Raw genomic sequence first — 24912 nt, forward strand, 5'->3', positions numbered from 1 at the left:
CGCCGTCCCGACTCCATCATTCGGGCCATGTTTCCCGTCGATCGGGCCACGCCGGATATTGCTGAATCGGGTTAACCCTGTTTTCACGGCGAGCATCTAGCAGGGAAATCCGAGGGACCGCTCGCATCGGAAACAGATGATGCCCAGGAAGCGGGAAATCGAGCGGTTGCGCGCCGAACATGCGGCGCTGGAGACGCTGTCGCAGTTTCTCATGGAGCTCGTCGCCGCCGCGCATCCGCCGCGTGTGACCGAGCTGGCCGCGGTGCGCGGGATGCTGCGCGATACGCTGGTGCGTCACCTGAAATGCGAGGATTGGGCCCTCTACCCGCGGCTTCGTGCGACGGGCGATTATGAGCTCAACCGGCTGGCGAAGGAGTTCGTCGACGAGATGGGCCATATAGCCGGCGACTTTTCCGCCTATGACGCGCGCTGGACGGCCGAAGCGGTCGAGGCCGATTGGCCGGGGTTCTGCGCCGAAACGACGGGCATCCTTGCCGCTCTCGGAATGCGGATCGAGCGCGAGGACCGCGATCTCTATCCGGTCGCCGAACGCATCGCCGCGGCCGGGGTCGAGCGCGCCGGGCGACGAAGCGCCCGCCGCGCGGCCTAGCGGTCGCGGTTCGTGACCAGCGTGAAGGGCGCCCAGCTGGCGGGATGCGCCCAGTGCGGTTGCCAGCCTTCGACCGGGCTGCCGTCCTTGTGCCTGCCCGTGCGGACGGCTTCCATCGCTGTCGCCAGAGCGGTTGCGGGCGTCGCCTGCTCGTTCGAAAGCACCTCGACGATCAGCGCCGCGGTCGCGTCGTCGGCGAAGCGCCAGTGGCTCGCGAGCAGATTGTCCGATCCCGCATAAAGGAAACTGCGCGCAAGGCTCGACAGCGATTCGCCGCTCGCCCCCGGCTCGGTACCGGGGGTCGCGGTGTTGCAGGCCGAAAGCACGACCCATTTGGCGCTGAGCGACAGCGCCGCCGCCTCGCTCGCGGTGAGCAGGCCGTCGTCCTCGATGCTCGCTTTGCCGGGCGGGGTGAGGACGAGCCCGGGTTCGGAGCCGATCCCCATTTCATAGGGGAGCAGGCCGTGCGTCGCGAAGACGACGGTGACCGCGCGCGGCAGGTCGGTGTCGGCCTTCAGTGCCGTCTCGGTCGCCTCGGCGCCGAGCCGCGCGCCGCCGCCTTTGCCGATCGTCGCCGACAGCCGCGTCAGTTCGGCGGCGGTGCCGGGGAGCGGCGAGAGGCGGCGGAGCTTGTCGACCGACGCCATCGTCTTGTCGCCGGCGGCGGCGGTGAAGTCCGACCCGCGCACCCCGACACCGCCGCGCCGGCGGGGGCCGGTGCCGCGATTGTCGGCGGCCTGCTCGCCGCTGCCGAGCAGCACCGGCGCGCCATAGGCGACGAGCGGCGGCCGCGCGGCGTCGCTATCGGGCGCGCGCTGCGCCAGCGCCAGAGCGCTGACCGAGGGCAGGGTGATGAAGCGGTAGCGTTTCCCGAGCCATTCGGTCGCGGCAAGATCCTCGGCCGCGCCGCTTTCGGCCGCGCCCTTCGGCGCCTTCGCGACGAGCGCCGCGAGCGGCAGGCCCGATATCGGCCCGCTGACGACCGTATAGACGCGGCCGTCCTTCGGCAGCGCCGCGGCGACCGGCGCGATCAATTGCTGATAGAGGCGATAAGCCGCAGCCCGGTCATAGCGCGGGTAGCGCTCGTCGATCACACTCTTCGGTCCCCGCGCTTCGGCCGCCTGCAGCGCATTATAATCGGCGAGCGAGCAGGTGTTCTCGTCGATCCGGCATTTGAGCCGCGCGACGTCGGCGGCGACCGGCGCGGCGCCATTATCGACGCGGTGCCACAGCGCCTTCGTCTTCGAGATCGCGAAGGCATAATGATGCCCTTCCGACGGGAGCAGCATCAGCACGGCTTCGTCGGGGGCGAGCAATTTCTGCACCGCGGCGACGTCGATCGATTTCGGCGCGACGAGCGTCGCATAGTCGGGAAACTCGGCCGCGATCCGGGCGTCAAGCGGGGCGAGCTGCGTCGCCGCCTCGTCGAGCTGCTTGCGGAGCGCCGCGGCGCGCGCCTCGTCCTTGCCGAGCGCTTCGTCGCGGTAGCGGCGGGTCAGCGAAACGACCGCCTGCGCGGCGTCCTGCCGCTGGCGGACGAGGTCGCCGAGCGGCCCGGCGCCGGCGATGTCGCGCGCCGCGGCCTCGTTGATCGCGTCGCCTGCATCGGTCAGCGTCAGATCCTGCGCGGCGAGGAAAGCGGGGCCCATCGCATCGGCCTTGCCGCCGCGCGCCGCCCAGCCCGCGAACATCACCATGTCGAACGCGCCCGACAGCGGATTGCGGCGAGTGCCCTTCGCGACCGCCCTTGCGAGTGCCGCAACAGCCGGGTTGGCGTCGCTGCTGTTGAGCCCAGCCTCGCGCTTCTGGCGCAGCCGGTCGGCGGCTTCGACCGCCGCGGCGAGCCCGGCGCCCTCGTGGCCCTTCACCTGCGCGCGGGCGCGCGCGAGGGTGGTGAGCAGGATGACGGTATCGTCGCGGCTGCCGGTCCATGTATCGCTCTCGACCGCGAGCTGGAGCGGCAGGGCCTCCTCGAAATAGGGCAGGGCTTCGTTCGCCTTACCCTGCCCGAGCAGTGCGAGCGCGAAATTGTAACGCGATTTCTGGGTGCCGATCGACTCGCGGCCGTTGAGCCGTTCGCCTTCGACCGCGGCGAAGCGCCCGGGCTCTTCGGCCGCGGCGAAACGGCCGGCGATATTGTGGAAATAGCTGATCTGGTTATTCGCGAACTGAAGCTGATATTCGTTGCCGCTCGCGAGCAGTTCCAGCGTCTCGGCAAAGCGTTGATCGGCCTCCTCGTCGCGCCGCGCGAGCGTCAGCGCTTCGGCGTAGGCGAGCTGCATTTCCCAGCTGGCCTGCTTCACCCCCGCCGCATCGAGTTCGGCCCATGTGTCGTCGAACGCGCGCAGAACCTCGTCCTGCCGACCCTCCTGAAGCAGCGTTTCGCTGGCGATCTCCATCGACACGCGCGCGCTGCGTCCCACGGGGCCGTCCAATTGCCCGAGCTGTGCGGCGCGGCGATGGACGAGACGCGCATGCCCCAGCCGGTCGTCGTACGGCACGCCGTTCTGCATCCAGTCGAGGAAGAACAGCTCGGCCTCCGGATTTCCCGCGCTGCGGAACTGTTCGGCATGCGATCGCATGCGCGCGATCACGCGGGCATATTCGGGACCGTCGGCGTTGCGCTTGTCGTCGCCCATATAGATCCACAGCCCGAAATCGATGTCGGAGCGCGTCTTTTCCGAGAGCTTTCCGGGATTGCGCGCGACGAGGTCGACGAGCGTTATCGCGGCATCGACCTGTGCGTCGCCGGCGAGCGCCTGAAAATGCTCGAGCGCCGCGTTGACCGCCTTGTTCGCTTCATCGTCGCATTCGCCTTTGGCGCTTTTGGGGCAGGGGGCGGGTGCGGGGCTCGCGGCGTGAGCGGGAAGGGCGGCCGCCAACGGCAGGGCGGCCAGAACGGCAAAAGCGCGGCGTATCATCGAAGACCTGTCCTGCGATACGCGACCCGCGGCCCTTATCGTCGGCGCGAGACGCGAGCGCAAGGGGATCGCGCGATCAGGGCCGGATCGACAATTTCCAGCTCAGGGCGACGCGCCAGCCTTGGTCGAAACCGGGGACCGGCTGCTTCCACGCGTCGGCGACTTCGAGGCCGATCGTGGCATTGTCGGCATAGGACAAGCGCACCCCGCCGCCCCAGCTGCCGAGCTGATAACCGGTACGCAGATTCGTCGGACGCGCGAGCAGGGTGACGTCGGCATAATCGGCGAAGCCATAGATTTCGCTCTGGGCGAGCTTGCCGGTTTTGAGAGGGCGCAGCGCAAATTCGGCAAAGCCGGCGCCGCCGCGGTCGCCCGCGACGAGCCCTTCGTCGAACGCCCGGCCAAAGGTCGCGCCGCCGACGTTGAAGCGCTGCGCGGCAGGCAAGCGGTCGCGCGTCCAACGGCCGACGGCGGCGAGGCGCAGAACCGCGATCTTGCCGATCGCCTGGTTCGCCTCGACCCCGGCGTCGGCATAGAGAAAGCCCGTTTCGCCGACCGCCGCCGGCACGTCGGCGCCCCAGATGTCGAGGCCTTTCGATACCCCGAACCGCGCGCCGAGCACCGTCCGCTCCTCGGTCATCCGAAAAGCAAGGCTGCCGCCCGCGGTCCAGGTCTTGTCGGCCGCGAGGGTCGATCCGAAGAGTGCGTTCCTCGAATCGAGATGGTCGAGGCGCGCCGCGAGAATGAGGTTGCGCCGCGTGCTGCGGATCAGCGGGTGGCTGACGCCGAAGCCGACGCTCCACGCATCGCCGTCGATTGCGAGCCGGCGTGGCCGGGTGCGGAGCGCCGCCGCCGAAATTTCGGCGCGCGTCCCCTCGAACCCGATCGGGGTGGCATGCGAACCCGCGACATAGAGCAGCGACCTGAAGTTCGCGGCGGCGGCGCCGGTCAGCCGTGTCTCGTCGCCGCTGCGGAGCAGGCTGGTGCCGCGCGCGTTCGCCTCGACGATCCCGTCCTCGACATAGGGGCTGGTGCGGGTCGAGAAGCCGAGGCCGAGCGTCGGCCGCTTCGCGTCGATGCCGAGGTCCAGCGCAACCGCTCCGGGTTCGCCGGTGAGCGCGAGGGTCGGGGTGACGCTGACCCCCGGAATGTCGCCGATATTGCCGAGCGTGCGTTCGAAGCGCGAGCGGGGCAGCGGGCGCTTGCCGGGCAGCGTCGACGCCATGCGCTGGATCAGGGGCGTTGGTCCGCCCCCCTTCTCTCCCCGGCCGGTCTCGCCGCTCAGCGTCACCCCGGCGATATAACCTTCGGCCGATGCGACCTCGACGATCCCGTCGGAGAGATCCTGTTCGGGAATGACGAGGGTGAAGAGCGCAACGCTCGACCGGCTGTAGGCGCGGGTCATCGCGCCGGCGAGGCGCGCGAGATTGTCGGCCGAGGCGGGCTTGCCGACGAAACGCCGCGCCGCCCTGCCGACGCTCGGGGGTACGCCGGCGCCGAGGAAGCGGATTTCACGGATGACGACATCGGGGCGCGCGCCGAGTTCGACCTTGCCCAGTTCGATTTCGGGCGCTTTCGGGTCGGGGAGCGGGTCGCGGTTGTCGCCGATGGGAGCGAGCGGCGGCCGGCCGTCGATCGGCGTCGCGGCCGGTGGGGCCGCCGAGGCCGCGGCGGGGAGGAGCAGCGCTCCCGCCACCGCCGCGGCGCGGCCGAGACGCCTCAGCGTCACGATGCGGTGCGGCATGGGGGCTTATTGGCCCTTCGGGTTGAGGCCGCCGAGGACGCCGCCGACGGTGCCGGTTACGCCCTGCACAAGGCCGGTGACGGCGTTGCCGCTGCCGCCTCCACCGGTGGCGCCGCCCGTGAGCCCGCCGGTCACCTGGCTGACCGCGCCCGTCGTGGTGTTCAGCACATTGCCGACCAGCGCGACCGGCGTTCCCGCGGGCTGGCCCGGACTGCCTCCGGTGAGACCGCCCGTCAGCCCGCCGAGCAGATTGCCATTCGTCCCGTTGCCGAGCGTGACGAGCTGGCCGCCCGATCCCACGCCGACGGTCAGGAGCGAGCCCGTCTTCTGCGTCGGCGAGAGGATGCTCGCCCCGATCAGCGGCGATGCGCCCGGCGATCCCAGCGCGGTCGCCTTGCCGATCGTCGCGGTGATCAGCTGGCCGGGGGCGGCGCTCAGGCCGTCGACCAGATATTGCTTGCCCTCGCCTGTCTGGACGAGCGCGACGCCGGTCGCCTTGACGACGCCGATCACCGTGCCGACCAGATTGGTGCCGCCCGGCACCTTGCCGTCGACCGCGCTCGCAAGCAGCAGGCCCTTGTCGGCCACCACGTTGACGAGCCCGCCGGTCTTGATCAGCACCCCGCCGATCACCGGATTGACGTTCGAGGGGTCGCCGGTGTTCGCGAGCAGGCCGGTTCCCGCGACGCCCTTCGGTCCGACGAGGCCGCCGACTGCGAGAGCGCCGGCATCGCCGAGGCCGAGCGTCCCGCCGGGAGCGCCTGCCGGCCCGGCAGGTCCCGCCGGTCCCGTCGCGCCGGTCGGTCCGGCGGGTCCGGCCGGCCCGGCAATGCCGTTGGCACCGACGCTGCCGATACGCTGACTGCCCGAGGATTCGCATGCCGTAAGCGCAAGGCACGCGGGGATCGCAACAAATATCATGGATGTAAAACGAGACGAGCGCATGGAGGTTCTCCTTCGCGATACTCTGGTCCCATCGCGAAGACCGTTGAAATTAACAATAGTTCCAATTTTTCATATGGTTAAATCCTGTTATCCATGCGCAATATCTATTTATCCGGTTCAAATGGCAGGGCTTTCATGCGCCCCCTTCCGTCGCCCGGTTAACGCATTTTTGCGGTGGGCCGTGGCCGGGGATAGCCGAAATGCGAACGATGCCGCCGATCGGGACGCGGTTACTTAACCGCAGTCAAGAAGGCTGAACCGTGCAGGGCCGGGCTGGCGCTTGATTTGGCGGGCATCCTCGCCTAGCGGCAGCCGCAAGAAACCGGAGATTTTGCAATGAGTGATACGCCCCCCGACCATCTGTCGACCAACCCGCGCTCGCCGCATTTCGATATGGACGTGCTCCAGCGCGGTATCGGCATCCGCTTCAAGGGCAAGGAGCGCACCGACGTCGAGGAATATTCGATCTCGGAAGGCTGGATCCGCGTCGCCGCGGGCAAGTCGAAGGACCGCTTCGGTCAGCCGATGACGATCAAGCTGTCGGGCGAGGTCGAGGCCTGGTTCGAGGATGTCGCGGACGTCGCCGACAAGGACGGCGAAGCGTCGGACGACTGACGCGCGCAAAAGGGGGAAGCCACCCGGGGAGGGTGGTCCCCGGATGGCTTCTGTGCTCGGCAATGACCCTTGAGGGTAATGGGGGGCAGGGCCTTAGCTGCCGAGCGAAGCGGCGACGAGTTCGAGGCCGTTTCCGGGTTTCCAGTTGTTGTTCGCCCACGCCGGCGTGTCGAACGCCTTGTGGTCGGGACGGGCGTTTCCGCCTGCATAGATAAAGCCCTGCACCGGGTTGGCGCGCAGGCCGAGATCGCCGATCGGGGCATACCACACGCGGACCATGCTCCAGTCGCCGGCGCTGCTGACGTCGACGACGCGGACGTTGCGCTCGATCTGGCCGCGGCGGCCGTTGATCGGCGACCAGTTGGCATGGTCGATCAGGATTTCGCGGTCGCTGACGATCTTCTTGACGACGGCGACATGGCCAAGCGGCATGCCGCCGGTGCCGGCAAAAGCCATCACGGCGCCCTTGCGGGGTTCCTGGCCACGTTCGTAGGTGCCGGCTGCCTGCGACCACCAGGTCTTGGCATTGCCGCGGATCTCGACGCCCGATTCGGCGCGGGCGAAGGGGACGCACTGCAGATAGTCGCGGGCGGCGGCCGGTGCGCTTGCGAACAGACCGGTGATGGTCATCACAGACGCGACGACGGCAGCCAGATAACGACGATGGAGCATGGATTGCGACCCCCTGTGGCCCGTGTTCGGGCGTTGCAGGGTCTTTGCTATGGCTTGGCTTTTCCACCAACCGCCAAGCGGTGAATTGCGCCATCGATGCGGTGAGCGGGGGAACCTTTTGGTAACAGTTTCAGCTCGTCGCGCGAGGCCGTCGGTTCACCGGAAGAACCGGGCGATCAGGCGGCAGCGGTCGCGGCGGGCTCGGGCGGACGAAACAGCATCAGCACGTCGGTCGCGGGCATCGGACGGCCGTAATAATAGCCCTGGATGTTGCTGCAGCCGAGGGTGCGCAGCGTATCGACCTCGACCTCGGTCTCGGCGCCTTCGGCCGTCGTCGACATGCCGAGGCTGTCGGCAAGCGCGACCACGGCGCGGATGATCGCGATCGATTCGATGCTGCCCTTGGCAGCCCCGACGACGAAGCTGCGATCGACCTTGATCGTCGAGAATTGCGTCTTGCGCAGATAGCCGAGCGACGAATAGCCGGTACCGAAATCGTCGAGGCTGAGGCGGATTCCAAGCCCGATCAGCTGATCGAGCAGCTGCGCGGCGCCGCCGCCATCGCGCAGGAAAACGCTTTCGGTGACTTCGATCTCGAGCCGCTGCGGCGGCAGCCCGCTTTGCGCGAGCGCCGAAACGACGACCGAGGCAAAGGCGGGGTCGGTGAGCTGTTCGGCCGAGACGTTGATCGCGACCTTCAGGTTCGACGGCCATTTCATCGCTTCGTGGCAGGCGGTGCGCAGCACCCATTCGCCGATCGGCGAGATGAGGCGGCTGTCCTCGGCGAGCGGGATGAATCGGCCGGGCGAGACATTGCCGAGCTTCTGGTTGTGCCAGCGGATCAGCGCCTCGAAGCCGTTCAGCGTCCCGTCGGCGGCGGTCACCACCGGCTGATAATAAAGCTCGAACTCGCCGCGATCGAGCGCGCCGCGCAGTTCCTGCTCCATCACGCGGCGTTCCTCGGCCTGTGCATGGAGCGATGCGACATAGGCCGCGACGACGTTTCCGCCCTTGTCCTTCGACTTGTAGAGCGCAAGGTCGGCGTTGCGGGTCAGCGTCTCGACCGTCGCGCCGTCGGTCGGGCCGATCGCGAAGCCGACGCTGGCGCCGACGAAGAGCTGGTGGTTGTCGACGACATAGGGCCGGCTGATCGCCTGGATGATCCGCATCGCCAACTCCTCGGCCTCGTTCGCCGAAGGAACATTGTGAAGCACGACCGCGAACTCGTCACCGCCGAGGCGGCCGCAGGTCATGCCGCGTTCCATCATCCCCTTGAGGCGCGCCGCGACCTGCGCGAGCAGCTTGTCGCCGACGGGATGCCCCAGCGTATCGTTGACCGCCTTGAAGCGGTCGAGGTCGATCATCAGCATCGCGCAGCGCGACTTCGTCTCGATCGCCTGGTTCAGCGCGCGGGCCAGATCCTCGTGCAGGCTGAGCCGGTTCGGCAGTCCGGTCAGATTGTCGAAGCGCGCCATCTTGGCGATCTGCTCGGCGGTGGCATGCTGTTCGGTCACGTCCGATCCGACGCCGCGAAAGCCGAGGAACTTGCCGCTTTCGTCGAGGCGCGGCGAAGCCGACAGCTCCCACCAGCGGGGCTTGCCCCCGATCGTCACGGGGACGATCAGGTTCGAAAAGCTCTCGCGCCGCTTCATCCGCTCGGCCATGTTGTGCAGGCTTTTCGGGAAGTTGCCGGTTTCCCAGGCGTCGCCCGAAAGCGCCTGCAGCAGCGGTATTCCCTCGAGCGCCTCGGCGGTGCCACCGAGCGCATAGGCAAGGCGCGGCGTCACATGGATCAGGCGGCGGTTGTTGTCGGTCTGCCACAGCCAGTCGGCCGAGGTTTCCTCGAACTCGCGGAGCAGCAGGCTCACCGTCTCGGTCTTTTCGTGCAGCGTTTCCTCGGCGCGGCGGAAGCGGACATGCGCCTGACCGAAGCGGATGCAGAACAGGCCGAGCAATGTGCCCGCGACGATCGACACCCCGGCGAGCGACGGCGATCCGGCGCGGAACAGGGCGGCACTCGCCGAAAGGCTTACCGGCGCGATGAACAGCAGGCAGGCGCGGGGAAGGCTGTGCGCCACGATCGCGAGCGTCAGCATCATCAGCAGCGCGACCGCCCACATCGACAGCGCATGGTCGAGCGAGGGCGTCAGCCCCTGCAGCCAGAAGGGGGTCGACCAGACGGCGGCCGAATAGAGGGCGTGGCGCGTGCACAGCCGGTATTCGGCCGTGCCGGGCGATTTCGGATCGCCCAGCGGCAACCGTGCGAAGATGCGGTAGGACCAGAGGCTGAAACCCAGCGTCCCGGCGAGCCAGCCGCTGATGATCGGCCAGGCCATGCTTTGGACCATCGTGAAGGCGGCGACGAGCGCCATGCCGACGCCCATCCACAGGCGCAGGCCGCCCTTGCCGCGAAGCGGCGCAAGCTGAAGCTGGCGGAGATCGCCCACGTCCTCGTTGCGCGGCCCCAGCCCCAAAAGGGTCCGCACGGGAATATCGTTGGCAACTATCTGGTCGGTCAGCAAACTCTTCACATCGCCGGGTTTAGCGGCGACGGGTTACGGGAAGGTAACTACCGGACTGTTCGGGCGTGAAATTCTTGTCCCGGGCCGGGACAGAAATGCGGAGGGTGACTCGCTGGCCAATGGCGGTTTCGGGGTGGAAAGCGGACGCCTCCCATGCGCACCCCGGCGAAAGCCGGGGCCCAGTGCGCTGGTGAAATCATGGGCCCCGGCTTTCGCCGGGGTGCACATCTCTATCGTCCACAACCGGTCGTTACCAGCCGCCCCTTGCCCGCGAACGCAGCCTCAGGCCGCGAGTTCGAACGGCTGGATTTCGCCGGCCAGATATTGCGCGCGCGCCTTCGAGCGGCTGAGTTTGCCCGAGCTGGTGCGCGGCAGCGTGCGCGGCGGGATCAGCTCGATCAGGCAGTTCATGCCGGTGATCGCGCGGACGCGGTCGCGAATCTTTTCGCGGAGCGCGACGCGCTCTTCCTCGTCGCTGGTCCGGCACTGGACGAGCACCGCAGGGGTCTCCTCGCCGCCCGGCGCGGTGATCGCGAAGGCGGCGATGTCGCCCGACTTGAAGCCGGGGAGCTGTTCGACCGCCCATTCGATATCCTGCGGCCAGTGGTTCTTGCCGTTGATGATGATCATGTCCTTGGCGCGGCCGACGATATAGATGTAACCATCTGACAGATAACCCATATCTCCGGTGTCGAGCCAGCCATCCTGCATGCAGGCGGCGGTCGATTCGGGATCACGGAAATAGCCGGTCATCAGCGACGGGCCGGTGCACCATACCTTGCCGACGGTCTGGTCGGGCAGGATGTTGCCGGCTTCGTCGCGGACTTCGATGGTCATGTCGCGCGCGGCCTTGCCGCAATTGACGATCGCACGATAGCGCGTCGGGCGGCCGGCGTCGTTCGAGGCGCCCGACAGCTCGGTTTCCTCGACGAGCTCGACGACGATACCTTCCCCCGGGGGCATGATGCTGACCGCGAGGGTCGCTTCGGCGAGGCCGTAGCTCGGCAGGAAGGCGCTCGCCTTGAAGCCCGCGTCGGCGAAGGCGTCGACGAAATGCTGCATCACGTCGGGGCGGATCATGTCGGCGCCATTGCCCGCGACGCGCCAGCGCGACAGGTCGAAGCGGTCGGCGACATGCGTCTGGCTCGACACGCGGCGCGAGCAGATGTCGTAGCCGAAGGTCGGCGAGTAGCTGAGCGTCGTGCCCTTGTTGCGGCTGATCAGGTCGAGCCAGGCGAGCGGTCGGCGGGCGAAATCCTCGGTCTTGAGGTAATCGACCGACACCTGATTGGCGACGGGCGAGAGCAGGCAGCCGACGAGGCCCATGTCGTGATACCAGGGGAGCCAGCTGATGCAGCGGTCGCTGTCCTGGACATGCATGCCATGCGAGTGCGCGGCGAGATTGTTGAGCAGCGCGCCATGGGTGACCGCGACCCCGTGCGGGAAGCGCGTCGAGCCGCTGCTGTACTGAAGGTAGCAGGTCTCGTCGGTCTTCTGTTCGGGCAGCCCGGCGACCGGCGCGGGGCGCTTTTCGAAGGCGCTCCAGTCCATCGGCTCGACACCGCGTTCCTGCGCCGCGTCGACCGCCATCGTGGCGATTTCGGGCGGGAAGAACAGCATCTTGGGATCGCTGCTCGTCAGCTGGACGACGAGCTGACCGACATAGGAGTCGCGTCCGCCGAAGCTGGTCGGCAGCGGCAGCGGCACCGGCCAGGCGCCGGCATAGATGGTGCCGAAGAAGAGCGCGGCGAACTCCGGCCCGGTCTCGGCGATCAGTGCGATGCGATCGTTCGGCTTCACCCCGGCGGCGATCAGGCGGTACGCGGTCGCCAGCGCGTCGGCCTTGAGCTCGCTATAGGGATAGGGACGCACCAGCTTGCCGCGCGGATCGTGGAAATTGAGCCCGCGCGTGCCGCTGGCGGCATAGTCGAGCGCTTCGCCGACGGTGGCGAAATCCGAAAAGCGGCGCGGCAGGGCGCATTCGGTCGGGGTGGGGACAAGGTCCTCCACCACAGGAGCGGAAATTTCAGTCATAGGGCGTGTCGGGTCCCCGGAAACGGGACGCGTGGCAATAATCATGTCATCTTTTTCAGCCATGTCTGCCTTGCGCGATCCCTGATAGTTGGAACAAAAAGGCCCATTTTCGGGCGTCAAGGCCCGATATGGCGGCGCTGATCGTTCTCAATCAGGCCCGACTGTGGCATAAACATGGCATGGTGTCTCGCCGCAATCCGTCCGACCGGTCCCGCAAACCTCTTGGCGCAGCGAAGCTCGACGAGCTGGCGCTGGCCTATGTCGCGCGATTCGCCACGAGCCGCGCGAAGCTGACGCGCTATCTTGCCCGGAAGATACGCGAATCCGACTGGACCGATGAAGCCGACGCCATGGCGGCGTGCGAGGCGGTCGCCGACCGGATGGAACGGCTGCAGTTTCTCGACGACCGGCAATATGCCGCGATGCGGGCCGGGGCGATGACGCGGCGCGGGCTGGGCGTGCGGCGGGTGAAGGCACAGCTTTTCGTCGACGGCATCGCGCCCGAGGACAGCGGCGAGGCGATCGCCGAGGCCGAGGGGAAGGCGATGGCGTCCGCAATCGGCTTTGCGCGGCGGCGGCGACTCGGCCCCTTCGGCGTGCGCGCGGCCGACGATCCGAAGGACCGCGAACGGCAGGTCGCGGCGTTCGCCCGGGCGGGACACAGCCTTGAATTCGCGCGCCGCATCCTCGCGGTCCCGCCGGGGGACGAACCGGCGCTGGCCGCGCTGGACGCCGAGGCGGCGCTCGACTAGGTCCGCGGAACCTGGTTTTCCGGAGAAGGATCTGCCGATGCGCCCGTTGCTGACCGCCCTCGCCCTGTCGCTTGCCCTTCCCGTGGCGGCATGCGGCGACAAGGATGCGAGCGCCGCGGCAAAGGCGAACACGATCCCGCTGACGATCGAGATGGCGGGCAAGGCGCATCGCTTCAACGTCGAGGTCGCGCGCACCGAAGCCGAGCAGGAACAGGGGCTGATGCTCCGCATGAGGCTGTCCGATGACGGGGGTATGCTGTTCCCCTTTCCCAAGCCGAGGATCGCGACCTTCTGGATGAAGAACACGCTGATCCCGCTCGACATGATCTTCGTCCGCGCCGACGGCAGCATCGACCGGATCGCCGAAAACACCATCCCCGAATCGCTCGAGCCGGTGGCGAGCGGGGGCGAGGTTGCCGCCGTCCTCGAGCTTGCGGGCGGCACCTCTGCGAAGCTCGGCATCGACGAGACCGCCAAGGTGACATGGAAAGACACGAAATAGCGTCGCGCGGCGCGGTTTGCAGCTTGCGGACCGCGGGGGCTTGCCTGTAAACGCCGCAGCCATGAGCATTTTGGGCAAGATTTTCACCTGGTGGGACGGCGCGACCGTCGGCACGTTGCTGAACAGCTGGAGCACCGGCGAGAAGGTCGGCGAGGACAGCCTTGGCAACCGCTATTTCCGGGCGAAAAAGGGCAGCCGTCGCTGGGTGATCTATAACGGATCGAACGACGCGAGCCGCGTGCCGCCCGAATGGCACGGCTGGCTGCACGGCACTCTCGACGAACTGCCCGGCGATGTGCTTCCGGCACCGCGCGCGTGGGAAAAGGAACCGACCGCGAACCTGACCGGCAGCGTGGGCGCCTATCGCCCCGCCGGCGCGCTCGAGCGTGGCGGCCACCGCGCCGCCGCGACCGGCGACTATGAGGCGTGGCGTCCCGGCGCCGACTGAGCTTCGTGAGGTCGCATAGCATCCGCATCGCGCTTCTGACGCTTGTCGCGGCGACCGCGCTGACGGCGTGCGATCGCGGCAACAACGGCAAGCGCCCCGGCGAGACGACCGCGCAGCTCGCCAAGTCCGAACGCGTGCCGCAGGAAGTCGGCGGGATCGAGGGGGCGACCCCGATGGACCAGCGCGTCGCGGTGGTCGGCCTGCTCAACAAGCGCAACGGGCTGGTCCGCGAGCTCGAGATGAAGCCCGGCGATACCGTCCGCGCCGGTCGCGCGATCGTGCGCCTGCGCGCGTGCGAGACCACGGCGCCGTGGGAAGACCCGCCCGAAACCGGCGCTTTCGTCCAGCTGACCGTGCAGGATCAGCGCGACGACAAATGGTATCGCGTCTTTTCGGGGTGGCTGTTCAAGGAACGCCCCGAACGCAATGTCATCCAGCACCCGATCTATGACGTCTTCGTCAAAAGCTGCGCGATGACATATCCGGGCGGTGAGCCCGTGACGCGCCCGGCGCCCAAATCGGCATCGGCGGCGCCCAAGGCGTCGAGTGCGCCCCAGTCGCCTGCGGCGAACGGCGGCGAGGGAACGTCCCCCGCGCCGGCTCCGGCGGCACCCAAGGCCGCGCCCGCACCGTCCGACAACACCGAGTAAAGCCGCCTGAGATAGTCGGCCTGCGGAATTTCGATCGCGCCGAGGCTTTCGAGGTGCGGCGTGATGAACTGGCAGTCGAGCAGGCGCCAGCCGCCGGCAATCAGCCGCGCGACGAGGTGCGCCAAGGCTACCTTCGATGCATCGCGCGCGCGGCTGACCATCGATTCGCCGAAAAAGGCGCGGCCGAGCGAAACGCCGTAGAGGCCCCCGGCAAGATCGCCGTCCAGCCAGACCTCGACGCTGTGCGCGTGGCCGAGCTGGAACAGGCGCTCGTAGCTCGTCCTGATGACCGGATTGATCCACGTCGTCGGCCGGTCGTCGGCGGGTTCGGCGCAAAGCGCCATCATCTCGCGAAAGGCGGTGTCGGTGGTGACGCGGAAGCGATCGGAGACGATGACTTTCCTGAGGCTGCGCGACAGGTGAAAGCCATCGAGCGGCAGGATCGCGCGCAGCCGCGGTTCGACCCAATGGACCGACGGGTCATCCGCCCCGTCGGCCATCGGGAACAGCCCCTGCGCATAGGCGCTCAGCAGGAGCGCAGGGTCGATGGTTTCGACGTGTCTCAGGACGCGGGCTTCACGAATTTCAGCGTCATGCGGTCCGATTCGCCGATCGCCAGATATTTTTCGCGGTCCTTGTCGCCCTCGCGCAGGTTCGGCGGCAGCGTCCAGACGCCGTTCGGATAATCGTGCGTATCCTTGGGGTTGGCGTTGATGTCGCTCTCGCCCGCCAGCCTGAAGCCCGCGGCTTCGGCGAAGGCGATCACCGACGAGCGCTTCATATAGCCGCTCTTTTCCTCGAGCGCCGAATCCATGTCTTCGGGCAGGCGATGTTCCTCGACCCCCAGCACGCCGCCGGGCTTCAGCATCGCATAGATCTGGCGAAAGGCCTCGGCGGTGTTGTCCTTGCCGCCGAAGCGCCAGTTGTGGATGTTGCGGAAGGTCAGCACGAAATCGGCGGTGCCGTCGGGTACCTTCGGTCCCGCGCCGGTGGCCGGAAACTCGGCGAGCTTCAGCGCGCCATAGGTCGCGGCGTCGGCCGTCTGCCTGTCCCTGACGCGGGTCAGTCCCTTGTCCCACGGCGCCGCGACATACAGCGTGCCGCCGCCGGCCTTTGACAGCGGCGCGAGAATTTCGGTGTACCAGCCGCCGCCGGGCCACAGCTCGACGACGGTATCGCCCGGCTCTACGCCGAAGAAGGAGAGCGTTTCGGCGGGATGGCGATATTTGTCGCGCGCGACGTTCGCAGCCGAGCGGGTCGGTGCGGCCACCGCGGCCGCGAGCGGGTCGGCGACCTTGCTTTCGGTCATCGCGAGTGCGGGTGTGGCAAGCGCGACGACGGCACTTGCAACGATCAGGAACGGACGCATATGGGCACCTCTCGATTTCTCTCTTGGAGAGTTGGGGGGGAAGAGGCCCCTGTTTGCGAAGGGATGCGCGTCAATGCAAGGGTCGATGCTGGCGGTCAGTGCGGCGGGTGCTGCCGTTGCCGTCATTGCCGAAGTCGCCGACTATCGGCGCCGTAACCGGCACGACATCGACAATGTCGGTTTCATGCCATGGCGAGGGATTGCGCTGACCGCCGTGGCGGTCGCGCTGCTCGCCGCAACGCTTGCGCTGAAAAACTAGAGGCAGGCCTCGAGATACGGCTGGTCGAAGCCGTATTGGCGGGCCTTTTCCAGCGTATAGGGGCGCAGACCCATCGCGCGATATTCGCCGATGATCTTGCCGTCCTTGTCCTCGTCCAGATATTCGAACTTGAACAGTTCCTGGGTGACGATGACGTCGCCTTCCATGCCGATCACCTCGGTCACGTTGGTGACGCGGCGCGAACCGTCGCGCAGGCGCTTGATCTGGACGATCAGGTCGACCGAGTCGGCGATCTGCTTCGAGATCGCTTCCTTCGGGATCTTGATGTCGCCCATCAGCACCATGTTCTCCATACGGCCGAGGCATTCGCGCGGGCTGTTCGAGTGGAGCGTACACATCGAGCCGTCGTGGCCCGTGTTCATCGCGGCGAGGAGGTCGAAACATTCCGCGCCACGGACCTCACCCATGATGATGCGGTCGGGGCGCATACGCAGCGCGTTCTTGACGAGGTCGCCCATGTGGATCGCGCCATTGCCCTCGAGGTTCGCGGGGCGCGTTTCGAGCGGCAGCCAGTGCGGCTGTTGCAGACGAAGTTCGGCGGCGTCCTCGATGGTCAGCACGCGCTCGCCCGGGTCGATCATCTTCGACAGGGCGTTGAGCATGGTCGTTTTACCCGAGCCCGTACCGCCCGAGATGACGATGTTGAAGCGGCTGGCGCCCGCGATCTTCAGCGCGGTACACATCTTCTGGCTCATCGCGCCCCACTGGAAGAGCATGTCGAGCGTGATCGGCTTGGCCGAGAATTTACGAATCGAGATCGCGGTGCCGCGAAGCGAAAGAGGCGGCACGATCACGTTGACGCGGCTGCCGTCCTTCAGACGGGCGTCGGCGAGCGGCGTGGTCTGGTCGACGCGGCGGCCGACCATGTTGCAGATGCGCTGCGCGATCTGGAACAGATGCTGTTCGTCGCGGAACTGGATCGGCGCGATGACCAGCTGGCCCTTGCGTTCGACATAGGTCTGATACGGCCCGTTGACCATGATGTCGGAAATGTCGGGGTCGGCCAGCAGTTCCTCGAGCGGGCCGAAGCCGAGCAGTTCGTCGACGAGCACCTTTTCGAGCGCGAACTGTTCGCGGCGGTTGAGTGTGATGCGCAGTTCGGCGAGCACTTCGAGGATGATCGGGCGGAATTCCTCGGTCAGCTCGTCCTTGCTCAGCGTCGCGGCGGCCTCGGGGTCGACGCGTTCGAGCAAGCGCGGCAGCACCTGTTCCTTGATCTTGTGAACTGACGCTTCGAATCCCTGGGCCTTTTCAGGCTCCGCCATCTCGGCGGTCGAGCGCTGATTCAGCCGCTCCATCGCCTCTTCTTCGGGGGTCAGGTTCGACGGGATCGGGGGCGGCGCTTCGGCCGGCGGGGTTTCGATGGCAGGAAATTGCGAGCCGCCACCCATGCCGGAGCCAGTCTGCATCGGCTTCGCCACGCCAAAGGCGGGGCGGCCAGCGGTACCGGGGCGGCGTCCGAATGCACTCATGTCATCATCCTGCTTCGAAACTACAAGCGCGGGAATCGGCCATTTCTCATGGCAAACCCCCATCCGACACGGTGAATAAACCGGAAACTTTGACATTCTCCTAATGCGCCGGCCGGCTTCGGAGCGCGCATGAAAAAGCCCGCATCCAGCAGGATGCGGGCCTTTGATCTGCCGCAAAATGCGGAAAAATCAGTTCGCGATATGCTCGGCGAGGACGGTCAGGCCGGCTTCGTTGACTTCGGCAAAGCCGCCTTCGACCTCGATCGTCTCGGGCGCGGCGCCGTTGGTGGCATAGATGGTCAGCGGACCGTTGCGCAGCGTCGCCATGAAGGGTGCATGGCCTTCGAGCACCGAGAAATCGCCCTCGCTGCCCGGCACGGTGACCATATAGACGTCGCTCGACCGCTCGAGGCGGGCGGGGGTGACGAGTTCGAACTTCAGGGCCATATCTGTCTCTCGAATTCCCTCCCGCCGGAGCGGGAGGGGAATTGGGTAATTATGCGGCGTCGGCAGCCAGCTTGGCGGCCTTGGCAACCGCTTCCTCGATGCCGCCTACCATGTAGAAGGCCGCTTCGGGGAGGTGGTCATACTCGCCGTCGACGACGGCCTTGAACGACTTCACCGTGTCTTCGATCGCGACGAACTTGCCGGGGATGCCGGTGAAGACTTCCGCGACGTGGAACGGCTGCGACAGGAAGCGCTGGATCTTGCGCGCGCGGGCGACGACGAGCTTATCTTCTTCCGACAGCTCGTCCATGCCGAGGATCGCGATGATGTCCTGCAGCGACTTGTACTTCTGCAGCGTTTCCTGAACGCGGCGGGCGGTCTCGTAATGCTCCTGGCCGACGGTCGCGGCGGTCAGAACGCGCGAGGTCGAATCGAGCGGGTCGACCGCGGGGTAGATGCCGAGTTCCGAAATCGCACGGCTGAGCGTCGTCGTCGCGTCGAGGTGAGCGAACGAGGTTGCCGGCGCAGGGTCGGTAAGGTCATCCGCGGGAACGTAGATGGCCTGCACCGAGGTGATCGAACCCTTGGTGGTCGAGGTGATGCGTTCCTGCAGCGCGCCCATGTCGGTCGACAGGGTCGGCTGGTAGCCCACTGCCGAGGGAATACGGCCGAGCAGCGCCGACACTTCCGAACCCGCCTGCGTGAAGCGGAAGATGTTGTCGACGAAGAACAGAACGTCCTGGCCTTCCTGATCGCGGAAATATTCGGCCATCGTCAGACCCGAGAGGGCGACGCGGGCGCGGGCGCCCGGGGGCTCGTTCATCTGGCCGAACACCAGCGCCACCTTCGACCCGTCAGGGGTCGGGTTGCCGTCGGCGTCCTTGGCGATGACCTCGGCGTCGAGGAATTCGTGATAGAGGTCGTTGCCTTCGCGGGTGCGTTCACCGACGCCCGCGAACACCGACACGCCGCCGTGGCCCTTGGCGATGTTGTTGATCAGTTCCTGGATGAGAACCGTCTTGCCGACGCCGGCGCCGCCGAACAGGCCGATCTTGCCGCCCTTGGCGTAAGGGGCGATCAGGTCGATGACCTTGATGCCGGTGACGAGGATCGCCGCTTCGGTCGACTGGTCGACGAATTCGGGGGCCTTGGCGTGGATCGGCGCGCGCAGGTCAGTATTGACCGGGCCGCGTTCGTCGATCGGTTCGCCGATGACGTTGAGGATGCGGCCGAGCGTCTGCGGGCCGACGGGCACGGAGATCTGCGCGCCGGTGTCGGTCACGGGCTGGCCGCGGGTCAGGCCGTCGGTTGCGTCCATCGCGATGGTGCGGACGGTGTTCTCGCCGAGGTGCTGCGCGACTTCGAGGACGAGGCGGTTGCCGTTGTTGTCGGTTTCGAGCGCGTTCAGAATGGCGGGCAGCGCACCGTCGAACTGGACGTCGACGACGGCGCCGATGACCTGCGCAACGCGGCCGGTCGCGGTGCCGGCGGTTGCGGCGGCCTTCGGAGCAGCGGCCTTCTTCGGCGCAGCAGCCTTGGGCGCGGCGGCCTTCTTGGCGGGTGCCTTCTTTTCAGCGGGAGCGGTAGCCATGGTCTTCTTCCTTGGGTTGATCGATTAGAGCGCTTCGGCGCCCGATTTCTTCGTGAAGCTACAGCGCTTCCGCGCCAGCGATGATTTCGATGAGTTCGGTGGTGATCGCCGCCTGACGCGTGCGGTTGTAAACGATGGTCAGCTTGTTGATCAGCTCGCCCGCGTTGCGCGTCGCATTGTCCATCGCGGTCATCGACGCGCCCTGTTCGGACGCGGCGTTTTCAAGGAGGCCCTTGAAGATCTGGATGGTGACGTTGCGCGGCAGCAGGTCGGCGAGGATCGCCTCCTCGTCGGGCTCATACTCGACCGCGGCACCGCTCGACGCCGGCGCTTCGGCCGGGGCGGGAACGGGGATCAGCTGCTGGCCGGTCGCGATCTGGAGGAGCGCCGAGCGGAACTTCGAATAGAAGAGGTGCGCGACGTCGAAGGCTCCCGCTTCGAACAGCTCCATGATCTTCGCCGATATTTCGTGCGCCTGATCGAAGCCGATGTCGCGGATGCTCGTGGTTTCGTAATTCTCGATGATCTGGCCCGGGAACAGGCGGTTGATCACCGGGCGGCCCTTGCGGCCGACCAGGAAGAACCGGACCGTCTTGCCCTGCGCCTGCAGTTCGAGCGCCTTGTCGCGCGCGGCCTTGACGATGTTCGAGTTGAACGCGCCCGCAAGGCCGCGGTCGCTGTTGAGCACGACGAGCAGGTGCGTGTCGCTCTTGCCCGTGCCCGACAGCAGTTTCGGCGCCGAATCCGACGCGCCGACCTTCGATGCAAGGCTGGCGACGACGCCTTCGAGCCGCTCGGCATAGGGGCGCGCGGCTTCGGCCGCGGCCTGCGCCTTGCGCAGCTTGGCGGCCGCGACCATCTTTTTGGCCTTGGTGATCTTCTGGGTCGACTTGACCGAGACGATCCGCCCTTTGAGTTCCTTAAGCGATGCCATTACGGCCCCTCTTGTTCGTCAGCCCGGCGCGGAGCCGGGCTCACGGTAACTTGGCTTACGCGAAAATCTTGCCGAACGCTTCGAGCGCCGCGACGAGGCCCTTCTTGGCGTCGTCGCCAAGATCCTTGGTGTCGCGGATCGTCTTCAGCACGTCGGCATGGTCGCTGCGCAGATAGGCGAGCATCGCCTGTTCGTAGCGCGACACGTCGGTCGTCGCGACATTGTCGAGATAGCCGTTGGTCCCGGCGAAGATCGACGCGGTCTGTTCCTCGAACGGCATCGGCTGGAACTGCGGCTGCTTCAGCAGCTGCGTCAGGCGCGCGCCGCGGTTGAGCAGCTTCTGCGTCGAGGCGTCGAGGTCCGAACCGAACTGCGCGAAGGCTTCCATTTCGCGATACTGCGCGAGCTCGAGCTTGATCGAGCCCGACACCTTCTTCATCGCCTTGGTCTGCGCGGCCGAGCCGACGCGGCTCACCGACAGGCCGACGTTGATCGCCGGACGGATACCCGCGTTGAACAGGTTGGTTTCGAGGAAGATCTGGCCGTCGGTGATCGAAATCACGTTGGTCGGGATGTACGCCGAAACGTCGCCCGCCTGCGTTTCGATGATCGGCAGCGCGGTCAGCGAGCCCGAGCCATTGTCTTCGTTCATCTTCGCAGCGCGCTCGAGAAGGCGGCTGTGGAGATAGAACACGTCGCCCGGATAGGCTTCGCGGCCCGGCGGGCGGCGCAGCAGCAGCGACATCTGGCGATAGGCGACGGCCTGCTTCGAAAGGTCGTCATAGACGATGACGGCGTGCATGCCGTTGTCGCGGAAGAATTCGCCCATCGTCACGCCGGTGTAGGGCGCGAGATACTGCAGCGGAGCGGGCTCCGACGCGGTCGCGGCGACGACGATCGAATATTCCATCGCGCCATTTTCTTCGAGCTGGCGGACGATCTGCGCGACGGTCGAACGCTTCTGGCCGACCGCGACATAGATGCAATAGAGCTTCTTGCTCTCGTCATTGCCCGCGTTGACGTCCTTCTGGTTGATGAAGGTGTCGATCGCGACGGCGGTCTTGCCGGTCTGACGGTCGCCGATGATCAGTTCGCGCTGGCCGCGGCCGACGGGGACGAGCGCGTCGAGCGCCTTGAGGCCGGTCTGGACGGGTTCGTGCACCGAGGTGCGCGGGATGATGCCCGGCGCCTTCACTTCGACGCGCATGCGCTTGTCGGCCTTGATCGGGCCCTTGCCGTCGATCGGGTTGCCGAGACCGTCGACGACGCGGCCGAGCAGGCCCTTGCCGACGGGAACGTCGACGATCGTGCCGGTGCGCTTGACGACGTCGCCTTCCTTGATCTCGCTGTCCGAGCCGAAGATCACGATACCGACGTTGTCGGCTTCGAGGTTGAGCGCCATGCCCTTCACGCCATTGGCGAATTCGACCATTTCACCGGCCTGGACATTGTCGAGGCCGTGGACGCGGGCGATGCCGTCACCGACCGACAGCACCGAGCCGATCTCGCTGACCGTGGCGTCGGTGCCGAAATTGGCGATCTGGTCCTTGATGACCTTGCTGATTTCAGCGGCGCGGATTTCCATTATTCAGCCTTTCATCGGGCAGTTTGGCGTACGGGCTTTCAGCCCTTCATCGCCTGGGCGAAACTGTTGAGACGGGTACGGATGCTGCCGTCGATCAGCTGGCTGCCCAGCTGGACGACGAGGCCGCCGAGGATGGCGGGGTCGACGGTGGTCGCGATCTGGACGTCGCGGCCGACACGGGTCTTGAGGTTGGCGGCGAGCGCTTTCAGCTGCTCGGCGCTCAGCGGGTGCGCGCTGGTGACCTTGGCGGTCACTTCGCCGCGGTGCGCCGCGACGATCGCATTATAGGCGTCGATCATGCCGGCGAGGTCGGCGAGGCGGCGGTTGTCGGCGAGGACGCCGAGAAACTTCGCGGTCAGCGAATCGAGCTTCAGCGCCTTGGCGACCGCTGCGATCGCCTTCGCCGCATCGCTGCGGCCGACGACCGGGCTCGACACGAGCGCGGAAAGGTCGGCCGAATCGGCGAGCGCGGTCTTCAGAACCGAAAGGCTCTTCTGGACGCTGTCGATGGCGTTCGATTCGCGCGCCAGATCGAACAGCGCGCTGGCATAGCGGCCCGCGAGGCCCGCCGTGATGTTGCCCTGAATGCCGCCGGAATTCTCCACGCGCGAAAGTCCTTTTCTACGATCCCTTGGGGGATGGCTGCGCGGATTTTCATGGCGTCCGAAAACACCCCCGCTGCACAGTCGCGGCGCGCGTAGCAACGATTCTGTTGCAATGCAAGGTGAGGGTGGGGGCTAGTTGCAGGCCGATTGCGGAATCTTCGCTGCGGCTTCGGCGTGCATCGCCCTGAGCCGAGTCAGTAATGCGTCATCGCGTTTTTTCCTGGTCTTGTTCCAGCCTTCGATTGTCCCGTCGTCCGGGGCCGCGGCATCCCAAACTCTTTGCAGTTCATCGGCCTGCTTTGCTGTGCAGACGAAGTCGCTGTCCGATCGGGAGTGAGTCACTACAATGCGGCCCGCGCAGGCCTGCTCGCCGAGTTGGGGGTAGCAGACGCTGTCGGCCTGGAGTGGAACGCTCGATGTCATCCAGGTTTTCGTCTCCAGTGAAGCGGTGAGCCGCTCCAGTTCGCGATCTAGCCTTGATGTGTCACGTCCGGCCATCGCGCACAGGCATATTTGATCGCCGAGTTTCACAACGCGGCCGGATTGTATCTCTTTCCGTCTGGCTTCCGAAATCTCCGGAGCCGGAGGATTGCAACCTGCCAGCAGGACCATCGCGACTGCCCCGAGCGCCAGACCTCTTGCTTGCATTCTTGCCGCCCTCCCATAAACCCGCCCAAGCTAACACGGGAGACAATGATGGGCGAGATGATCCGGATGACGATGGACGATGGCGCCGAAATCGCCGTCTATCACGCGCAACCCGAAGGCGAGCGGCGCGGCGGGCTGGTGCTGATCCAGGAGATTTTCGGGGTCACCGACCATATCCGCGAGATGTGCGACGAATATGCCGCCGACGGCTATGAGGTCCTGAGCCCCGCAATCTTCGACCGCGAGCATCCGGGGTTCGAGAGCGACTATTCGGGGCCGCAGTTCCAGCGCGCGGTGCAACTGGCGCGCGAGCTGCACCCGTTCGAGCAGAGCCTGAAGGATGCGCAGACCTGTATCGACGCGCTGAAAGGCAAAGGCCCCGTCTTCATCACCGGCTATTGTTATGGCGGGTCGGTTGCGTGGCGGATGGCGCAGATCAGCCCCGACCTTGCGGCCTCTTCCTCTTATTATGGCAGTCTGGTGCCGACGATGTTCAGGGACGAGGCTCCGGCCTGCGCCACCATCGCGCATTTCGGCCGCTTCGACGACGGTATCCCGATGGAGGGCGTCGAGGCGCTGATCGCGAAGGATCATCCGACCGCGCAGATCTTCGTCTATGAGGCCGGGCATGGTTTCAACAGCGACCGGCGCAAGGATTATCACGAAGCGTCGAGCGAACTGGCGCGCGAGCGGACGTTGATGCTGTTCAGGGCGTGCGGGGGGTGACGATCGTCCGGATCGCGCTGTTCGGGCTGTTCGTCATTGTCGCGCTCTATGCCGGGGCGGCGGCCATTCTCTATTTCAGCCAGCGCGGCATCTTCTATCCGGCGCCGCGTGATTATCCGCGCGAGGCGTTGCCGGGCTTCGGCTCGATCGAGACCCGGACCGAAGATGGCCTGCGGCTCACCGCTCTCTATCGTCCTGCTGCGCCGGGTCATCGCACCATCGTCTTCTTCCACGGCAACGGCGACAATCTGGCGGGCGCGGCAGAGGCGACGCGGGGCCTTGCGGCGAGCGGCAGCGGCGTGCTGCTGGTCGAGTATCGCGGTTATGCGGGCAATCCGGGGTCGCCGGACGAGGCCGGATTCTATCGCGACGGCGAGGCTGCGATGAACTGGCTTGCCGGGGCGGGCGTCGCGCCGTCGCAGATCGTGATCGTCGGCAATTCGATCGGGTCCGGACCGGCGACCGAAATGGCGCTGCGCCATCCGGTGGCCGGCCTGATTCTCGTCTCGGGATTCTCGAGCCTGCCCGATGTCGCGGGTGCGCATGTCCGCTGGCTCCCGGTCCGGGCGCTGGTAAGCGACCGTTTCGCGAACGCGGACAAGATTGCGAGGGTCCACGGGGAGGTACTGATCCTCCACGGCGATCATGATGCGCTGGTGTCGGTCGCCAACGCGCGCCGCCTGCATGCCGCGCGACCGCGATCGACGCTGACGATCGTTCCCGGTGCAGGGCACGAACTTGTCTATGGCGAGGTGGCGCAGCGGGCGATGACCGACTGGGTCGCAGGACTGCGATAGCGCCGACGGAACGTCGGACGGCTAACCCGTTGTCAACTTCTTC

At 66.6% G+C, this 24912-nt stretch carries 23 protein-coding genes and 1 pseudogene; 9 read left to right on the forward strand and 15 right to left on the reverse strand.

Annotated elements, in window-relative coordinates:
• Positions 1-136: 136 nt before the first annotated feature.
• A complete protein-coding gene (locus L7H23_RS12765) occupies positions 137-610 on the forward strand; it encodes a hemerythrin domain-containing protein (protein ID WP_237836248.1) in 474 nt (157 codons plus the stop codon).
• Here the strand turns inward: L7H23_RS12765 and L7H23_RS12770 are convergent.
• The 3 genes from L7H23_RS12770 to L7H23_RS12780 form a co-directional block, all read right to left on the reverse strand.
• Entirely contained in the window at positions 607-3531 is a 2925-nt protein-coding gene (locus L7H23_RS12770) for a CHAT domain-containing protein (RefSeq protein WP_237836249.1), read from the reverse strand. The genes L7H23_RS12765 and L7H23_RS12770 overlap by 4 nt on opposite strands.
• A gap of 76 nt (positions 3532-3607) precedes the next feature.
• The gene (locus L7H23_RS12775) at positions 3608-5275 is read right to left on the reverse strand and encodes a ShlB/FhaC/HecB family hemolysin secretion/activation protein (protein WP_237836250.1); all 1668 of its coding nucleotides are present in this window, start codon (positions 5273-5275) and stop codon (positions 3608-3610) included.
• A gap of 6 nt (positions 5276-5281) precedes the next feature.
• A complete protein-coding gene (locus L7H23_RS12780) occupies positions 5282-6196 on the reverse strand; it encodes a hypothetical protein (protein WP_237836251.1) in 915 nt (304 codons plus the stop codon).
• Positions 6197-6556: 360 nt separating this feature from the next.
• On the opposite strand from L7H23_RS12780, the gene L7H23_RS12785 reads away from it, so the two are divergent.
• Complete coding sequence (locus L7H23_RS12785; protein WP_237836252.1) at positions 6557-6835, forward strand: DUF3297 family protein; 279 nt, start codon at positions 6557-6559, stop codon at positions 6833-6835.
• A gap of 93 nt (positions 6836-6928) precedes the next feature.
• Here L7H23_RS12785 and L7H23_RS12790 read toward each other — a convergent pair whose 3' ends face one another.
• From L7H23_RS12790 to L7H23_RS12800, 3 genes are all read right to left on the reverse strand, one after another.
• Positions 6929-7465: a CHAP domain-containing protein gene (locus L7H23_RS12790; RefSeq protein WP_237839245.1), complete on the reverse strand. Its 537-nt coding sequence runs from the start codon at positions 7463-7465 to the stop codon at positions 6929-6931.
• A 218-nt stretch (positions 7466-7683) separates the two neighbouring features.
• On the reverse strand, positions 7684-10038 hold the full coding sequence (locus L7H23_RS12795; RefSeq protein ID WP_237836253.1) for an EAL domain-containing protein: 2355 nt from the start codon (positions 10036-10038) through the stop codon (positions 7684-7686).
• A gap of 273 nt (positions 10039-10311) precedes the next feature.
• Positions 10312-12063 (reverse strand): fatty acyl-AMP ligase, encoded by a 1752-nt coding sequence (locus L7H23_RS12800; RefSeq protein WP_237836254.1) that lies wholly within the window; start codon positions 12061-12063, stop codon positions 10312-10314.
• Positions 12064-12242: 179 nt separating this feature from the next.
• Here L7H23_RS12800 and L7H23_RS12805 point away from each other — a divergent pair, with 179 nt between their 5' ends.
• From L7H23_RS12805 to L7H23_RS12820, 4 genes and pseudogenes are all read left to right on the forward strand, one after another.
• Positions 12243-12815, forward strand: a complete 573-nt coding sequence (locus tag L7H23_RS12805; protein ID WP_237836255.1) for a RecX family transcriptional regulator — start codon at positions 12243-12245, stop codon at positions 12813-12815.
• A gap of 37 nt (positions 12816-12852) precedes the next feature.
• Complete coding sequence (locus L7H23_RS12810) at positions 12853-13317, forward strand: DUF192 domain-containing protein (protein ID WP_237836256.1); 465 nt, start codon at positions 12853-12855, stop codon at positions 13315-13317.
• 61 nt (positions 13318-13378) lie between these two features.
• Entirely contained in the window at positions 13379-13765 is a 387-nt protein-coding gene (locus L7H23_RS12815; protein ID WP_237836257.1) for an NADH:ubiquinone oxidoreductase subunit NDUFA12, read from the forward strand.
• A 239-nt stretch (positions 13766-14004) separates the two neighbouring features.
• A pseudogene (locus L7H23_RS12820) lies at positions 14005-14175 on the forward strand (DUF2155 domain-containing protein); the annotation flags it as partial.
• A gap of 35 nt (positions 14176-14210) precedes the next feature.
• Here L7H23_RS12820 and aat read toward each other — a convergent pair.
• Both aat and L7H23_RS12830 read right to left on the reverse strand, forming a co-directional pair.
• A complete protein-coding gene (aat, locus tag L7H23_RS12825) occupies positions 14211-14981 on the reverse strand; it encodes a leucyl/phenylalanyl-tRNA--protein transferase (protein ID WP_275671245.1) in 771 nt (256 codons plus the stop codon).
• The gene (locus L7H23_RS12830; protein WP_237836259.1) at positions 14978-15784 is read right to left on the reverse strand and encodes a methyltransferase domain-containing protein; all 807 of its coding nucleotides are present in this window, start codon (positions 15782-15784) and stop codon (positions 14978-14980) included. The genes aat and L7H23_RS12830 overlap by 4 nt, the downstream gene beginning before the upstream one ends.
• A 73-nt stretch (positions 15785-15857) precedes the next feature.
• Here L7H23_RS12830 and L7H23_RS12835 point away from each other — a divergent pair, with 73 nt between their 5' ends.
• Entirely contained in the window at positions 15858-16043 is a 186-nt protein-coding gene (locus L7H23_RS12835; protein ID WP_237836260.1) for a hypothetical protein, read from the forward strand.
• Here L7H23_RS12835 and L7H23_RS12840 read toward each other — a convergent pair.
• The 7 genes from L7H23_RS12840 to L7H23_RS12870 all read right to left on the reverse strand — a co-directional run bounded on the left by L7H23_RS12840 (position 16040) and on the right by L7H23_RS12870 (position 23310).
• A complete protein-coding gene (locus L7H23_RS12840) occupies positions 16040-17536 on the reverse strand; it encodes a CpaF family protein (RefSeq protein ID WP_237836261.1) in 1497 nt (498 codons plus the stop codon). The two genes, L7H23_RS12835 and L7H23_RS12840, sit on opposite strands and share 4 nt — an antisense overlap.
• A 189-nt stretch (positions 17537-17725) precedes the next feature.
• Positions 17726-17983, reverse strand: a complete 258-nt coding sequence (locus L7H23_RS12845; RefSeq protein WP_237836262.1) for an ATP synthase F1 subunit epsilon — start codon at positions 17981-17983, stop codon at positions 17726-17728.
• A 49-nt stretch (positions 17984-18032) separates the two neighbouring features.
• Positions 18033-19574, reverse strand: coding sequence for a F0F1 ATP synthase subunit beta (gene atpD / locus L7H23_RS12850; RefSeq protein WP_237836263.1), 1542 nt, complete (start codon positions 19572-19574; stop codon positions 18033-18035).
• Positions 19575-19632: 58 nt separating this feature from the next.
• Positions 19633-20508, reverse strand: coding sequence for a F0F1 ATP synthase subunit gamma (locus L7H23_RS12855; RefSeq protein WP_237836264.1), 876 nt, complete (start codon positions 20506-20508; stop codon positions 19633-19635).
• Between the two features lie 55 nt (positions 20509-20563).
• Positions 20564-22093, reverse strand: a complete 1530-nt coding sequence (gene atpA / locus L7H23_RS12860) for a F0F1 ATP synthase subunit alpha (RefSeq protein WP_237836265.1) — start codon at positions 22091-22093, stop codon at positions 20564-20566.
• Between the two features lie 38 nt (positions 22094-22131).
• Positions 22132-22698, reverse strand: a complete 567-nt coding sequence (locus L7H23_RS12865) for a F0F1 ATP synthase subunit delta (protein WP_237836266.1) — start codon at positions 22696-22698, stop codon at positions 22132-22134.
• Positions 22699-22830: 132 nt separating this feature from the next.
• Complete coding sequence (locus tag L7H23_RS12870; protein ID WP_237836267.1) at positions 22831-23310, reverse strand: hypothetical protein; 480 nt, start codon at positions 23308-23310, stop codon at positions 22831-22833.
• Between the two features lie 81 nt (positions 23311-23391).
• Between L7H23_RS12870 and L7H23_RS12875 the strand changes: the two genes are divergently transcribed.
• Entirely contained in the window at positions 23392-24072 is a 681-nt protein-coding gene (locus L7H23_RS12875) for a dienelactone hydrolase family protein (protein WP_345790408.1), read from the forward strand.
• Positions 24069-24869, forward strand: coding sequence for an alpha/beta hydrolase (locus tag L7H23_RS12880; protein ID WP_237836268.1), 801 nt, complete (start codon positions 24069-24071; stop codon positions 24867-24869). The genes L7H23_RS12875 and L7H23_RS12880 overlap by 4 nt, the downstream gene beginning before the upstream one ends.
• Positions 24870-24912: the final 43 nt, after the last annotated feature.

The sequence above is a fragment of the Sphingopyxis sp. BSN-002 genome (assembly GCF_022024275.1).
Classification (GTDB): Bacteria; Pseudomonadota; Alphaproteobacteria; order Sphingomonadales; family Sphingomonadaceae; genus Sphingopyxis.